Genomic DNA, 14338 nt, shown 5'->3' with positions numbered 1-14338 from the left:
ATACAAGAAGGCAGGTGTGATAGTTTGGAACATCTGTCCCGATACAGCCGTACAAACCGACCTTTTCGATCCCGTCGACCGTGGAAAACAGGCGCGTCTTGCGGCGGCCATTGCCGCAATTAACCGTAAAAACGGTTATAACACGGTAAAAGTTGCCGTTCAAGGTACAGACAAAGGCTGGCACTTGAAACATGAGCACGCCTCACGGCATTATACAACTAATATTGATGACGTGATAAGTGTAAGGACTTTTCGCTGACAATGAACATCTACATATTTGTTTTATACAGGATTTGATAAAGTCATGCATTATCTTAGTTTGTTCCTGTTATAATGAGGTGTCACCTTTGCGTTGAAGTATATCATCGATACAAGGCATAGCACCGAGCCGATAAGGTATACCATGTAAAACGTGAAGTAATGGGCTATTACTCCGCTTGTGGCGATACCTATGCCGATACCTACGTCCCATGCGGTGAGGTATGTGCTTGTTGCGGTGGCGCGCTGGTTGTTGGGAGCAAGGTTTATATAAAGTGTGTTCATGGCAGGGAATATAATGCCGAATCCGATACCGAGTAACACAGGGACAGAGAAAAACATGGCTTCGGCTGTTCCTATTGAGTAGGGCGTAACGAAACGGCACATGCTGAGGATGAAGAAAGCCGCTACCACTGGGTAAAGGCCTATGTGTATGCATTGGGTGATGTAGCCTTGGTCAACTTTCTTGCCTGCGACAAGTCGTGAGGCGCCCATTCCGGCTGCCATAAGAGTAAAGAAAAAGCCCGAGGGTACGTCGAGATTTATCTCGCGCGCATACATTGCAACGAAATTGGTCGTTGCTCCGTATGGAATGGATAGCATGAGCAATGATATACTGACCGGTATCCCTTTAATAAGGAAGAATCGGTCAAGCGATAGTTTGCTTTTCGGGGCGGCAGAGTCAATACCGGTTTGCTGTTTTTCTATTTGTCGTGCTTTTATTGATTCTGGCGTGCGGGCTTTGATGCACATTGCGAATACTAATCCTACTGCACTGAATGCCATTCCTGTCAGGAATATTCCATTGTAACTTACATTGTCATGCATGAACAGACCAGTCATTGGACCGAGCGCCATGGCAGTGTTATTCATGAGTCCGTAATATCCTAAAGCCTCTCCACGGCGGCTGCTTGGTGTGATATCTACACAAAGCGTGTTGCCCCCGACACTTACGCTGCTGAACGCTATGCCGTGGAGAGCACGCAAGACAATGAACCATGTAAGGACACCGGCTGCGATGTAACCGAGAAAGATTGCCGTGCAGATAAAATAACAAAGTATGTATATTGGTTTGCGTGGAAACTTGTCCATAAGATATCCGGAAAACGGGCGCACGCATAATCCGCTTATCGTATAACAACTTAGTACGGCACCGAGGATTGTCGCCGGGCATTGATAAGTCTCACGAAGATAGAACGGCAGTACTGGAATGAGTATCCAAAATCCGAAATACAGGAGGAAATTGGCTGCGAGAATGAAGATGTAACTGCGTGTGAAAAGGCGCTCTTTCATCAATGATTCTTGTTGTAAGACAGTAAGGGAAAAGGAGTAAGTAGAACCGTTTTTGCTGTTTGTGACAATTGCCTACAACAAGTGGCTTCTACTTACTCCTTCTTTACTTCCTATTATATTCCTTGAATATTAATTTGCTGCATCAAATTCGTGCAAGAAACGCACGTCGTTTTCCGAGAATAAGCGGAGATCGGATACTTGGTATTTCAGGTTTGTAATCCTTTCTACTCCAAGACCGAAAGCGTAACCGCTGTAAATCTTGCTGTCTATGCCGCAGAGCTCAAGTACATTGGGGTCAACCATACCGCAACCAAGTATTTCCACCCATCCAGTATGTTTACAGAAACCACAGCCTTTTCCGCCACAGATATGGCAAGAGATGTCCATTTCGGCACTTGGTTCGGTGAACGGGAAGTAACTCGGACGCAGACGGATCTTTGTATCAGGTCCGAATAATTCACGTGCGAAAGTGAGAAGCACTTGCTTCAGGTCAGTGAATGATACGTTCTTGTCTATATATAAACCCTCAATCTGGTGGAAGAAGCAGTGTGCACGGGCCGTAATAGCTTCATTGCGGTAAACACGTCCAGGGCAGATTACGCGGATCGGTGGCTGTGTGGTTTCCATAACCCGTGCCTGCACTGAACTTGTGTGGCTGCGCAGGATGATGTTTTTTGTTACGTCATTGGGGTTGGTTTCAACGAAGAATGTGTCTTGCATGTCGCGTGCCGGATGGTCCGCAGCGAAGTTCATCTTGGTGAATACATGCAGGTCGTCTTCAACTTCGGGGCCGTCGGCCAGCGTAAAACCCATGCGTGAGAAGATGTCTATTATCTCGTTCTTGACGATTGTAAGCGGATGCCGGGTGCCGAATTTGATGGGATACGGCGTTCTGGTAAGGTCTAAATCGTCGTTCTTGGCCTCATTAGTCTCGCATTGTTCGCGTAATGAGTTTATACGTTCAAGCGCCGTTTGTTTAAGTTCATTGATTTTGATGCCTACTTCTTTTTTCTGTTCAGCCGGGACATTGCGGAAGTCGGCCATAAGAGAACTGATTTCACCTTTCTTGCTGAGGTATTTCAGCCTTAAAGCTTCTATTTCTTCAGGCGTAGAAGCGTTAAGTCCTTTCACCTCTTCGAGAAGTTTCTCAATTTTGTCAAGTATCATTTTGAAGATAAATTAGATGCGTATTAAAATCTTGATGCAAAGGTAATATTTTTACCTTGAATATGTGGCATAAATCAAAATAAAGTTGTACTTTTGCGCAAATTTTGAGAGACTGTTACTTTCGAGAGGAGTAGTATGTAATTATGAAAAAAGGTGTTGTATTGGTTGTTGCAGTCTGCCTGCTCATGGTAATGTGGACAACAGGATGCACTGACAAGAAGCCCGTAGCGGTCGACACATTGGTTGTCGACTCGTTCAAGAATGCCGACACAATAGCTGTTGACACCATGGATAAGCTCATTTCAGAACAGCCTATGCCGAAGGCCGCGGATGAGTTGTTCGATGACTTTATCTTTAATTTTGCTGCCAACCGTAAGTTACAGATGGCGAGAATCAAGTTCCCTTTAAAAGTAGTTGACGGAGAAAATACCACATACATCAAGAAGGCTGACTGGAAAATGGAACACTTCTTTATGGAACAGGGGTATTACACATTGATATTCGACAACCATAAACAGATGGGCGTTGTCAAGGATACGTCGATTAACAATGTCGTGGTGGAGAAAGTCTACTTGAAAAAGGAACGAGTGGCGAAATATATGTTTGAAAGGATACGTGGGCGTTGGATGTTGACATCCATACTTAATAACGCTATGTACCATAATACCAATGCTTCATTTCTTGCTTTTTACCAAAAGTTCGCTACAGACTTTGATTTCCAGATCGAAAGCCTCAATAATCCGGTTATGTTTACCGGTCCGGATCCTGATGATGACTTCAGCACTATGACGGGCGAGATTGCTCCAGAGACTTGGCCCGCGTTCGCGCCGGAATTGCCGTCAGGCTTTATTTATAACATAATGTACGGCCAGAAATATGTTGAAGGCGACCAGAAGATATTTGTAATGCGAGGTATCGCTAACGGCATGGAGATGGAATTGACATTCAGGCGGATTGACGGGACGTGGAAGCTGATGAGTCTTTCCGAATGAAACAGGTGCTTCTGTAAAGACTTAATTTAAATAGATATGAAGGACATTTCTAATTATAATCTTAAAGGACACAATACGTTTGGCATTGATGTGAGTTGCCGCAGATATATTGAGTTCTGCACGGTTGATGAACTTATACATGTTTTGGATAGGCTTACTATTGCCGACAGACCAATCTTCGTTATTGGTGGCGGAAGCAATGTCCTGTTTACGAAAGACTATGATGGTACTGTTCTTCATTCGGCGATAAGGGGGCATCACGTGGTTCGCGTGGATGGCAACATGTATTTGCGTTGCGGCAGCGGCGAGGTCTGGGATGACGTAGTCAGGCTTTGTGTAAGTAACGGACTGTATGGAGCGGAAAACCTGTCGCTCATTCCAGGCGAGGTCGGCGCAAGCGCAGTACAGAATATCGGCGCTTACGGGGTAGAGGCAAAAGATATTATTTATAAGGTAGAGGCTGTAGATGTTACAACCGGCGAACTTTGTGAGTTCATGAACGAGGATTGTGGCTATTCATACCGCTGGAGCCGGTTTAAGGGCGAGTGGCATGGCCGTTATATAATAACTTATGTAACTTATAAACTGCAGGACACATTTGTTCCGCATCTTGATTATGGAAATGTAAGGGACGTGCTTGGGCGAAAAGGAATACAGACGCCTACGGCTGCCCAACTTCGGGATACTATAATCGAGATACGCCGGGAAAAACTCCCTGACCCGGCTGTTGAGGGTAATGCCGGCAGCTTTTTTACGAATCCTATTATTACAAGACAAGAGTATGAGCGGCTGTTAAAAGAGTTCGTGAATGTTCCCCATTATCCGGTAGATGAAGGGCATGTAAAAATTCCGGCCGGATGGATGATAGAACAATGTGGCTGGAAAGGCAAGGCACTCGGACGGGCTGGCGTACATTCACGGCAGGCATTGGTGCTTGTCAATCATGGTGGGGCCGACGGTAGTGAAATACTTAGGCTGTGTAACACAATAAAGGCTGATGTAGCGGACAAGTTTGGTATCGAGATCAATCCAGAAGTGAATATAATCTGACATGAGGCTTACATTCCTTGGAACGGGAACTTCGGTCGGTGTACCTACAATCGGTTGTAAATGCAGAGTGTGCCAAAGTTCCGATATACATGACAAGAGACTGCGTGCATCCGTTTTTGTCGAGACCGGAGATACACGGGTGTTGATCGATTGCGGTCCTGATTTCCGCCAGCAAATGCTTGGACAGGAATTCAGGAAGATTGATGCCGTATTGCTTACACACATTCATTATGACCATGTCGGCGGCCTTGACGACCTGCGTCCTTTTTGCGCGTTCGGTGAGATAAACATCTTTGCAGACCGATATACGGCTGATGGATTACGCCATACAATACCTTATTGTTTTGCCGAGCATAAATATCCTGGAGTTCCTAATATAAACGTCAGGGTGATAAGTCCGCATGACGGGTTCATGGTCGGTGACATGAGTGTCATACCTGTCCGAATAATGCACGACAAGCTGCCTATACTTGGTTATCGTATTGGCGACTTGCTGTATATCACCGATATGAAGACTGTTGACGAACGTGAGTTTGAGTATTTCGGAGGAGTGAAAGTTCTCGTAGTCAATGCTTTGCGTTATGAACCCGAGCACCATTCGCATCTTACGGTTGGCGAAGCTTTAGCATTTGCTGAACGTGTCGGTGCCGAGCGGACATTTTTTACGCACATGGGGCATGATATTGGTCTTCATGATGAGGTTAACATGGCGTTGCCTGAGAACGTAATGCTTGCTTATGACGGCCAGGTGGTCGAGTTCTGAGCGGCGTGTGAGTTGAGGCCTCTACGGTCTTTGCCGTTAACAGTTTTAGTGATTAAGTTTTTAGAATACTCTTTCATCTTTCAGTGCCTGTTGTAGATCGTTGACATTAAGGTTGTTATACGGTGAAAGATTTTCACAGTGCCATCTTTCACCGTATAGAATATTGGTATACAAGTTGTTACGCTTTTTAATAAAGGATGAAGGTTCGAATCGAGAAACATTATATAAATTGAGGCTGTCAGCAGGTGGATACTTTTGTTGGCAATATGCGGTTTGTTGTGTTGCGAAATGATACCTTTCGTGCTATTGTTTGTGCCCTTTCAGACGGTGAAATATGGCTTTTTACATTAAGTTTTATCTTAACGTATTTAAAATGCTGCCCTATTTTAGTTAAAATGTATTATAAATAAACACTTAGAGAGCCTAAAATTTGCAAGGTACCGTATAAGTCAGTACCTTTGCACCGTGTTTTTCATAGTATTAGATTTAAGGTTAACAAGGTTGGAGTACAGCGGTACTCCTTTTTTTGTTTTATAGCGTTTTGTAATGAGCTTTCGGCAAGTTGTTTTTCGTGTTATTTCTTGAATTTCCGATATAGTTTCCATGCAAGCATGAAACCGTCAACAAGTCCTGCTCCCGTGTTCATCACATTGGCCAAAGTGAAGCCTTTTTTTCTGGGTTCAGGCTTGCGGAAGAGATCTTTCCATAGAATGCTTATTTGCTGGTTGTCATTCCTTATTTCCGAAAGAATCGTCTCCTTGCGCAATCTTATTTCATGTAATGTGCTGTATGCTTCAGTTTTTTTCATGTCTTATTGTGGCACTTTTTATTCCATTAACAGACTGGTGATGAATTTTATAAGAGGTCTTTCAATCCAGCTCTTCCTGAAAATAAGGAACAATATAAATATAATAATGTAAACCGCCGCAATGATTCCGAATGCTGCCGGATATCCAAGTATTGGCCCCATAGCCAGCGCGGCAGACAATGAAAGGAAAATAAGTATTGCGATAACGATTAAAGTCAATATTGCGAAAAGAAGCAGGGCGGTGATAATGCGCACGGTCTTTTCCATAATATCGAGCTTCAGGTACTCTCCCTGAAGCCCGATACTGTGTTTGATCAGCTTAACAAGCTGTCCGATGGTTTCAATGTTTTTGTCGCTTGAAAACATGCGCAAGTTTTTCTTTATGCAACGGTTGTGTCGGCTGCGTCAGTGATGTCGTCAGCCAGGTCGTTCATTTCCTTGCGGCTTAACTTGATGTTGTGCTTTTGGCAGAAGTCGTCAATAGCGTCAGTTATTTTTCCGCGAGTGTCTTTTCCCTTTTCGGGGGCAAGCAACAATCCTAATGCGGCGCCGGCGATAGCTCCGCCCAAGAATGCGCCAATGTAACCTAATGCTTTCATAATTACTTATATTTAGTTATACAAAAATGTCTCCCTGCAATATTTTCTTATGTTGTTTCTTGTAGAAGAGATTTGTTGATAGCAAAAATAGTGATAAATTCTCGAAATTCAATGTTTTTATTTGACTTTTTTGTTAAAAACAATGTATTTCATTGATTTAACAAACTTTATGTGCGGTTTTTCGACAGTTTTGCTTGTTTTTGTGTAATTTCGCACGATAAATTAAAAGATGTAAGTTGGATTTCTAATCAATAACACGAGAAATTATGAAGAAATACATGGTTATGTGTGCCGGCTTGTGTGTAGCTTTGGCGTTTTCAAGTTGTAAGTCGTCTGAAAGTGCTTATCGTAAGATGTATGAGAAAGCCAAAGCTCAGGAAGAAAACCGTGCAACCGATCAAAATCAAGGCGGTGAGGAGATTGCCGTTGTGGCTCCTGTCGTAGAGAAACCCGCAAGTGAGACTGTGGTTGTTGACAATGCGGACAATGTTCCGGTACGCCAGGAAAATCTGTCGGTTGTCAACGGCGCCGGTCTTAAGAGTTTCAGCGTGGTCGTCGGCTCGTTCTCGGTCCAGGCTAATGCGGAGGGTCTCCAGAGTACGCTCAGGAGCCAGGGATATGACGCTCAGGTGGCATACAACTCTGCTAACCAGATGTACCGTGTCGTTGCTGCTACTTTCGATACCAAGGTTGATGCGGTAAATAGCCGCAACGAGCTCCGTTCGCAATATCCGGACGCATGGCTTTTGTATAACCAGAAATAAGATATATTTACGTGGCCCGTATTTTGTCGATTGACTACGGCAAGAAGCGTACAGGGCTTGCTGTCACCGACCCGTTGCAGATTATTGCCGGCGGGTTGGTGACGGTTGCTACGTCAGGGCTGTTCGAGTTCCTGCGTGATTATGTGGCGAAAGAGCCTGTTGAACGTATCGTGATAGGCGAGCCGAAACAGTCGGACGGAACACCGAGCGAGAACATGCAGAGGGTGGTTCAGTTCGTCAACCGTTGGCGTAAGGCATTTCCCGACATTCCTGTAGATTTTTATGACGAGCGTTTTACTTCCGTCCTCGCCCATAGAGCTATGCTCGAAGGAGGCCTGCACCGGAAAAAGAGACAGGATAAAGCGCTTGTGGACGAGATTAGCGCAACTATTATCCTGCAAAGTTATTTAGAGTCCGTTAAGAAAAAACAATGATATTACCTATTTATATTTACGGCCATCCGGTTCTGAGAAAGGTTTCAGAAGACATTACGGCCGAGTATCCAAACCTGAAAGAGCTTATTTCCAACATGTTCGAGACTTTGACCGAGTCTGACGGCGTAGGCTTGGCAGCTCCGCAGGTAGGGCTTAATATACGTCTTGTCGTGATAGACCTGGATGTATTGTCGGAGGATTTACCCGAATACAAAGGTTTCCGTAAGGCATACATCAATCCTCATATCCTTGAATATGATGAGAGCAATGTAGATTCTTCAGAAGAGGGCTGTCTCTCAATTCCGGGCATTCACGAGACGGTGAAGCGTCCGACGCGCATTCATGTGAAATATACGGACGAAGATTTCGTTGAACACGATGAATGGATAGAGGGCTATCTTGCCCGTGTTATGCAGCATGAGTTCGACCATCTTGACGCAAAGATGTTCGTCGACCGTATTTCCCCATTGCGTCGTCAGCTCATCAAGAATAAGTTGAAAGCAATCCTTCAGGGACGTTTCAGGTGCAATTACCGCACAAAGGTTGCAAGGTGACAGGGCCTTGTTCAGTATTGGCACCATAGCCAATGGCTTTAGGTGTGTAAAAGGTATAGTGTTGTATTTCAGGACAGGTTTTATGCGCAAGTACCTATTTTCTTTTTTGTTGTTTCTCATATCTGTATCCGCGTCAGCCCAATTCAGGACCGACAGACTTATAGATGTGGGTCGGAGTGCGCTTTATTATGAGGATTATGTCCTGTCAATACAGTATTTTAACCAGGTTATCATGGTGAAGCCGTACCTTTACGAACCGTGGTTCTTGCGTGCCGTTGCCAAATTCTACCTTGACGATTTTGTCGGCGCGGAGAAAGACTGTACTGAGGCAATAAGGCTGAATCCTTATATTCCTGACATATTTGAGCTTCGTGGATTGTGCAATATAAAACAGGGGAAATTTGACGAAGCCATTGCCGACTACGACAAGACCATAGAATTTAATCCTTACAGCAAAGGGCTTTGGTTCAACCGTGTGTTGTGTAAAATCGAGAAGAAGGATTATGATGCAGCCAATGCCGACCTAGACTCCATGATGACCATGTGGAAGGATTACGCTAAGTCGTATTCGTTAAAGGCGGAAGTGTGCATGCAAGAGAATGATACGATTGAGGCGGCGAAATATCTTGACAAGAGTCTTGAGATAGACCCTTATGACGGTGATATTTGGGCTATGAGGGCAATGGTCAGTTTGTCGCAGCGTGAATGGAAGCCTGCCGATGAGCAATTGTCAAAGGCGATACACTTGCGCCCTACTAACGTCGCGAATTACGTCAACCGAGCATTGGCCCGGTATAACATAAACAATCTTAACGGTGCGCTTGCTGATTATGACAAAGCGCTGGAGTTGGACCCTAATAATTTTCTTGCCCACTACAACCGTGGCCAGTTGCGTGTGCAGGTGGGTGACGACAACCGTGCTATCGAAGACTTCAACTATGTAATCAGTATGGAGCCCGACAACGTTATGGCGATTTACAACCGTGCCATACTGTTGGAGCGTACTGGTGACTTATATGGTGCTATACGTGATTACTCAAAAATAATAGACCAATATCCTAACTTCTGGGCAGGATTGAACAATCGTGCCAGGTGTTACCGCCGTATAGGCCTGACGGCTAAGGCCGAACAGGATGAATTCCGCATTTTCAAGGCTCAGCTTGACAAGCACTACGGCCGTCAGCAACGTTGGAGCAAGAAGAAGCAGCATGAGGTGCGCAAGAAGAGCGAGATAGACTTTGACAAGTACAACCAGCTTGTGGTTGAGGACGAGAATACCGTAGAACATGAGTACTCAACAAGCTACCGTGGACGTGTACAAAACAGGAATGTTGATATTGCGTTGCAACCCATGTTCCTGCTCTCGTTCAGTCCATACGATAACATTGTAAAGTCATACCAAGCTTATGACAATGATGTTGAGCGCTTTAATTTTGAACAGCAACCAAGCCACAGACTGTATGTAAGGTGTGGCGTTAAGTCGTTGACGGAGGAAGAGTCGGGCAGGATTTTCTCGTTGATAGATTCTCTGACTTCCGCAATAGATGCCTCACGCAATCTAAACAAGGATAAAGGGCTGATAATGCAACGTGCCGTGGCGCACAGTGTTGTGCAGAATTATGCTGATGCCATTAGTGACTTAACTGTATATATACAAACTGACAGTACATCGTCATTGGCTTATTGGCAACGTGCCGTATGCCAAGACAGGATGAACGAATATGATGCTTCACGCGGCGAAGATATCCGATTGAAGACGGTAGGGGCCATATCAGACCTTGACATGGCTATAAAACTTAATCCCAAGAACGCATATCTGTACTTTGACCGTGGCAATCTGCACGCGGAAAACAAGGATTTTGCACGTGCTATAGAGGATTATGACTCGGCAATAAAGCTTGACCCGAAGCTCGCTGAGGCATATTACAACCGTGGTATTGCCAATGTCAACCTTGGAAATACCGATGCAGGCATTGCCGATTTAAGCAAGGCTGGCGAGCTTGGATTGTTCGATGCGTACAGCGCTATAAAGAAGTATAATAAGAAGAAATGACGAAAGACCGTATGTCGGCTCGTAAAAGGCCGTATATTACAGCTTAAAATGCCGCCTTTCACGAGGCGAAAGGTCATGTCTTGTGTGTGGCTAAGTTGTGGGCGTTGTAATGACTCATGATTTTTAACCAACCAATATTTATATTTATGGATTATATTCAACTTGTAATTGATTTTATCTTGCACATCGACCAACACATGATTCAGCTCGTGCAGGATTACCATCTGTGGACTTACGCGATATTGTTCGTAATCATATTCTGTGAGACGGGTCTCGTGGTAACCCCGTTTCTGCCAGGAGATTCTCTGCTGTTCGTGGCAGGTGCCATAACGGCCCAGCCCGACATGCCTCTCGAGATAGGCTATCTGGTGCTGATAGTGTTTGCCGCCGCCGTGCTTGGCGATTCTTGTAATTACATGATAGGGCACTTTTTCGGCAAAAAGCTGTTCGCCAATCCAGACTCAAAGGTATTCAAGCAGAGTTATCTTGACAAAACCCACGCTTATTTCAGGAAGTACGGAGGCAAGACAATCATACTTGCGCGTTTTATCCCGATAGTGCGTACGTTCGCGCCGTTCGTTGCTGGTATGGGCAGAATGAACTATTATTACTTCATGATATACAACCTTACCGGGGCCGCCTTGTGGGTAGGACTGTTCTGTTTTGCCGGATATTTCTTCGGCGACCTTCCTTTCGTACAGCAGAACCTCAAGCTTCTCTTGCTTGCTATCATCATTATATCGGTGCTCCCGGCTGTTGTCGAGGTGATACGTGCCAAGATGAAGAAGGCATGAGCGCCGTAGTCTTACCACTTACGAAATAATACATCCTGCATGAACAAAGGTGTGGTGATTCCGCTTTTCACGGCTTTTCTTTTTTCCGTATCTTTTGTTTGTTGTAATGATAAACGTAAATCCAGCATAACGAAGGGTGCGACATTACAAACTGCCGATACTGTTTATGTTAAACCTTTAAAAACGCTACAGCGAGCCGACACGGTGTGGTATGAGCCTGAAGGGTATGCCGGTATGGTCGGATTTGTAATCAGTCCTGTTACTGTCTGTCTTCAGGATACAGACATTATAGATATAATAATGTGGAACAATACACCGGAAACAATAATGACGGGAAATAGGTATAACATTGATATGTGGAATGGTGAACGTTGGAAAAGGGTGGACTTATCACGGACGAAGGATGGCATATTGATGGCAACAGATGCTCTTGGTGTCGTGCTGGAACCAGGCGACGAGGTTAAACGTACGTTCAAGCTTTGGCATAAACAAGTCTATGACTATACTTCAGGTAAGTATCGGATAACGTTGTATTTCGGTATGAAGGGGCAGGTGTATGAGGAAAGACAGGCGAGCATATGGTTCAATGTACAATGACAGGCGTTGTTCTTGGTAGCTATGAGTATGTATTTTGCTCGTAATCACCTTTCATGAATGATGGTTCCTGACATTTACAAAGATATTGTTTTAAAGATAAATAGCAACGTTAATTGCTATAAAAATCTGAACTATTGTTCTGTATTTCAAAAGAAAACAGTAATTTTGCAGCCAGATAAAATAAAAACAAAGGCGTTATGATAAAAATCACATTTCCCGACGGTTCTGTACGTGAATACGAACAGGGCGTAACGGGACTTCAGATTGCAGAAAGCATTTCACCTGCATTGGCGCGCAACGTGTTGGCGTGCGGTGTCAACGGTGAGACAGTAGAACTTAACCGCCCCATTAATGAGGACGCTAAGATAGAATTATATAAGTGGGAGGACGAGGAAGGCAAGCATGCCTTCTGGCATACATCGGCCCACCTGCTTGCCGAGGCTTTGCAAGAGCTGTATCCCGGCATACAGTTCGGTTTCGGACCGGCCATTGAGAACGGATTTTTCTATGACGTAATGCCTAAAGAAGGTGACGTCATCAAGGAGAGCGACTTCGAGAAAATAGAGAAGAAGATGAAGGAGCTGGCTTCAAAGGACGAACCGGTAGTGCGCAAGGAGATATCCAAGGCCGACGCCCTTAATGAGTTTAAGGCTGACGGTCAGGAATATAAGTGTGAACATATCGAGCAAGATCTTGCCGACGGCGAGATAACCACATATACGCAGGGAAACTTTACTGACTTGTGCAAAGGTCCGCATATCATGAGCACAGGCGCAATCAAGGCTATCAAGATAACCAGCGTTGCCGGCGCATTCTGGCGTGGTGACGCCAAGCGCGAGCAGATGACGCGTATCTACGGTATCTCTTTCCCAAAGAAAAAGATGCTCGACGAGTATCTCGTAATGCTTGAAGAGGCCAAGAAGCGCGACCACCGCAAGATTGGCAAGGAGATGGAACTGTTCATGTTCTCCGAGCGTGTAGGTAAGGGATTGCCCATATGGCTGCCTGCGGGAACTGAGCTCCGTCTGCGTCTTCAAGACATGCTTCGCCGAATACAAAAACGTTACGGGTATCAGGAGGTTATCACTCCGCATATCGGAAGCAAGAACCTGTACGTTACATCCGGCCACTATGCACACTACGGTAAGGATTCGTTCCAGCCGATACATACTCCTGAAGAGGATGAAGAATATATGCTGAAGCCGATGAACTGTCCTCACCACTGTGAGGTGTTTGCATGGAAGCCGCGTTCATACCGCGACCTGCCATTGCGTATAGCCGAGTTCGGTACAGTTTATCGTTATGAGAAGAGCGGCGAGTTGCACGGACTTACACGTGTACGCTCGTTTACGCAGGACGACGCGCACATATTCTGCCGCCCGGATCAGGTTAAGGCCGAATTCCTCAATGTTATGGACATAATCCATACAGTCTTCTCGATATTCAACTTCACTGACTTTGAAGCACAGATATCGCTCCGTGACCCTAATGACAGAGAGAAATATATCGGTTCCGATGAGGTTTGGGCGGAGTCAGAGCAGGCTATTATTGACGCTTGCAAAGAGAAGGGATTAAATGCCAAGATAGAGTATGGAGAGGCTGCATTCTATGGACCGAAACTCGACTTCATGGTTAAGGATGCTATCGGACGCCGTTGGCAGCTGGGTACTATCCAGGTAGACTACAATCTGCCTGAACGTTTCAAGCTGGAATATACCGCAGATGACAACACAAAGAAGACCCCGGTTATGATTCACCGTGCGCCTTTCGGCTCACTTGAACGTTTTACGGCAGTCCTAATCGAACATACTTCAGGACATTTCCCGTTGTGGCTTACGCCGAACCAGGTAGCCATACTGCCGATAAGCGAGAAATATAACGATTATGCAGCAAAGGTTGTCAAGTACTTCGATACAGTAGGCGTACGTGCCACTATTGATGACCGCAACGAGAAAATAGGACGTAAAATCCGCGACAATGAGATGAAACGTATACCTTATATGGTTGTGGTAGGCGAGAAAGAACAGGCTGACGGTTCTGTGGCTGTCAGAAAGCAAGGCCAAGGCGACCAAGGCTCGATGAGCATGGAAGACTTTGCAAAGAAAGTCAATGACGAGGTAGTCGAGCAGCTTAAGGCCATCAATTAATTAAGAATTAAGGGTTAAGAATTAAGAAAATATGCTTTTCCCATTTATGGAGAATATAAGTATTG

16 protein-coding genes are annotated in these 14338 nt (G+C 45.0%); 11 read left to right on the top strand and 5 right to left on the bottom strand.

The window, feature by feature from the left end; translation table 11 throughout:
* A partial coding sequence (locus H6A34_RS06460) for a DUF4113 domain-containing protein (protein ID WP_205104258.1) occupies positions 1-259 on the top strand: 259 nt, incomplete at its 5' end.
* A 50-nt stretch (positions 260-309) separates the two neighbouring features.
* Here H6A34_RS06460 and H6A34_RS06455 read toward each other — a convergent pair.
* Together H6A34_RS06455 and pheS are read right to left on the bottom strand one after the other, a co-directional pair.
* On the bottom strand, positions 310-1551 hold the full coding sequence (locus tag H6A34_RS06455; RefSeq protein ID WP_021949096.1) for an MFS transporter: 1242 nt from the start codon (positions 1549-1551) through the stop codon (positions 310-312).
* Positions 1552-1680: 129 nt separating this feature from the next.
* Positions 1681-2718: a phenylalanine--tRNA ligase subunit alpha gene (gene pheS, locus H6A34_RS06450; RefSeq protein WP_021949097.1), complete on the bottom strand. Its 1038-nt coding sequence runs from the start codon at positions 2716-2718 to the stop codon at positions 1681-1683.
* Between the two features lie 143 nt (positions 2719-2861).
* On the opposite strand from pheS, the gene H6A34_RS06445 reads away from it, so the two are divergent.
* From H6A34_RS06445 to H6A34_RS06435, 3 genes are read left to right on the top strand one after another with little or no spacing between them, the layout of a single operon-like run.
* The gene (locus tag H6A34_RS06445) at positions 2862-3710 is read left to right on the top strand and encodes a DUF4348 domain-containing protein (protein ID WP_205104256.1); all 849 of its coding nucleotides are present in this window, start codon (positions 2862-2864) and stop codon (positions 3708-3710) included.
* 36 nt (positions 3711-3746) lie between these two features.
* On the top strand, positions 3747-4760 hold the full coding sequence (murB, locus tag H6A34_RS06440; RefSeq protein ID WP_205104253.1) for a UDP-N-acetylmuramate dehydrogenase: 1014 nt from the start codon (positions 3747-3749) through the stop codon (positions 4758-4760).
* Position 4761: 1 nt separating this feature from the next.
* On the top strand, positions 4762-5523 hold the full coding sequence (locus tag H6A34_RS06435; RefSeq protein ID WP_205104252.1) for an MBL fold metallo-hydrolase: 762 nt from the start codon (positions 4762-4764) through the stop codon (positions 5521-5523).
* 574 nt (positions 5524-6097) lie between these two features.
* Here the strand turns inward: H6A34_RS06435 and H6A34_RS06430 are convergent.
* Genes H6A34_RS06430 through H6A34_RS06420 form a run of 3 tightly spaced genes read right to left on the bottom strand, consistent with a single transcriptional unit; the run spans position 6098 to position 6930 of the window.
* A complete protein-coding gene (locus H6A34_RS06430; RefSeq protein WP_021949102.1) occupies positions 6098-6331 on the bottom strand; it encodes a hypothetical protein in 234 nt (77 codons plus the stop codon).
* An 18-nt stretch (positions 6332-6349) separates the two neighbouring features.
* Positions 6350-6697: a phage holin family protein gene (locus H6A34_RS06425; protein WP_021949103.1), complete on the bottom strand. Its 348-nt coding sequence runs from the start codon at positions 6695-6697 to the stop codon at positions 6350-6352.
* 14 nt (positions 6698-6711) lie between these two features.
* Complete coding sequence (locus H6A34_RS06420) at positions 6712-6930, bottom strand: YtxH domain-containing protein (RefSeq protein ID WP_021949104.1); 219 nt, start codon at positions 6928-6930, stop codon at positions 6712-6714.
* 266 nt (positions 6931-7196) lie between these two features.
* On the opposite strand from H6A34_RS06420, the gene H6A34_RS06415 reads away from it, so the two are divergent.
* The 7 genes from H6A34_RS06415 (at position 7197) to thrS (ending at position 14273) form a co-directional block, all read left to right on the top strand.
* Positions 7197-7694, top strand: a complete 498-nt coding sequence (locus H6A34_RS06415) for an SPOR domain-containing protein (protein ID WP_205104251.1) — start codon at positions 7197-7199, stop codon at positions 7692-7694.
* A gap of 11 nt (positions 7695-7705) precedes the next feature.
* Positions 7706-8128, top strand: a complete 423-nt coding sequence (gene ruvX / locus H6A34_RS06410; protein WP_021949106.1) for a Holliday junction resolvase RuvX — start codon at positions 7706-7708, stop codon at positions 8126-8128.
* Positions 8125-8682 (top strand): peptide deformylase, encoded by a 558-nt coding sequence (gene def, locus H6A34_RS06405; RefSeq protein ID WP_021949107.1) that lies wholly within the window; start codon positions 8125-8127, stop codon positions 8680-8682. The genes ruvX and def overlap by 4 nt, the downstream gene beginning before the upstream one ends.
* 82 nt (positions 8683-8764) lie before the next feature.
* Entirely contained in the window at positions 8765-10735 is a 1971-nt protein-coding gene (locus H6A34_RS06400; RefSeq protein WP_205104250.1) for a tetratricopeptide repeat protein, read from the top strand.
* A 146-nt stretch (positions 10736-10881) separates the two neighbouring features.
* Positions 10882-11529 carry a DedA family protein gene (locus H6A34_RS06395; RefSeq protein WP_021949109.1) on the top strand — a complete coding sequence of 216 codons (648 nt, stop codon included), beginning with the start codon at positions 10882-10884 and terminating at the stop codon, positions 11527-11529.
* 39 nt (positions 11530-11568) lie between these two features.
* On the top strand, positions 11569-12126 hold the full coding sequence (locus H6A34_RS06390; protein ID WP_205104249.1) for an immunoglobulin-like domain-containing protein: 558 nt from the start codon (positions 11569-11571) through the stop codon (positions 12124-12126).
* 197 nt (positions 12127-12323) lie between these two features.
* The gene (gene thrS, locus H6A34_RS06385; RefSeq protein WP_205104248.1) at positions 12324-14273 is read left to right on the top strand and encodes a threonine--tRNA ligase; all 1950 of its coding nucleotides are present in this window, start codon (positions 12324-12326) and stop codon (positions 14271-14273) included.
* The last annotated feature ends 65 nt before the right edge of the window (positions 14274-14338 follow it).

The sequence above is a fragment of the Marseilla massiliensis genome, assembly GCF_016899855.1.
Lineage (GTDB): Bacteria > Bacteroidota > Bacteroidia > Bacteroidales > Bacteroidaceae > Prevotella.
The sequence above is the reverse complement of the archived record's forward strand: the minus strand, read 5'-3'. Positions and strand labels throughout refer to the sequence as shown.

Bases quoted from the DNA above. Each gene is read 5' to 3' on its own strand.
- H6A34_RS06455 (WP_021949096.1), bottom strand. From the start codon at position 1,551: ATGAAAGAGCGCCTTTTCACACGCAGTTACATCTTCATTCTCGCAGCC.
- pheS (WP_021949097.1), bottom strand. From the start codon at position 2,718: ATGATACTTGACAAAATTGAGAAACTTCTCGAAGAGGTGAAAGGACTT.
- H6A34_RS06445 (WP_205104256.1), top strand. From the start codon at position 2,862: ATGAAAAAAGGTGTTGTATTGGTTGTTGCAGTCTGCCTGCTCATGGTA.
- murB (WP_205104253.1), top strand. From the start codon at position 3,747: ATGAAGGACATTTCTAATTATAATCTTAAAGGACACAATACGTTTGGC.
- H6A34_RS06435 (WP_205104252.1), top strand. From the start codon at position 4,762: ATGAGGCTTACATTCCTTGGAACGGGAACTTCGGTCGGTGTACCTACA.
- H6A34_RS06430 (WP_021949102.1), bottom strand. From the start codon at position 6,331: ATGAAAAAAACTGAAGCATACAGCACATTACATGAAATAAGATTGCGC.
- H6A34_RS06425 (WP_021949103.1), bottom strand. From the start codon at position 6,697: ATGTTTTCAAGCGACAAAAACATTGAAACCATCGGACAGCTTGTTAAG.
- H6A34_RS06420 (WP_021949104.1), bottom strand. From the start codon at position 6,930: ATGAAAGCATTAGGTTACATTGGCGCATTCTTGGGCGGAGCTATCGCC.
- H6A34_RS06415 (WP_205104251.1), top strand. From the start codon at position 7,197: ATGAAGAAATACATGGTTATGTGTGCCGGCTTGTGTGTAGCTTTGGCG.
- def (WP_021949107.1), top strand. From the start codon at position 8,125: ATGATATTACCTATTTATATTTACGGCCATCCGGTTCTGAGAAAGGTT.
- H6A34_RS06400 (WP_205104250.1), top strand. From the start codon at position 8,765: ATGCGCAAGTACCTATTTTCTTTTTTGTTGTTTCTCATATCTGTATCC.
- H6A34_RS06395 (WP_021949109.1), top strand. From the start codon at position 10,882: ATGGATTATATTCAACTTGTAATTGATTTTATCTTGCACATCGACCAA.
- H6A34_RS06390 (WP_205104249.1), top strand. From the start codon at position 11,569: ATGAACAAAGGTGTGGTGATTCCGCTTTTCACGGCTTTTCTTTTTTCC.
- thrS (WP_205104248.1), top strand. From the start codon at position 12,324: ATGATAAAAATCACATTTCCCGACGGTTCTGTACGTGAATACGAACAG.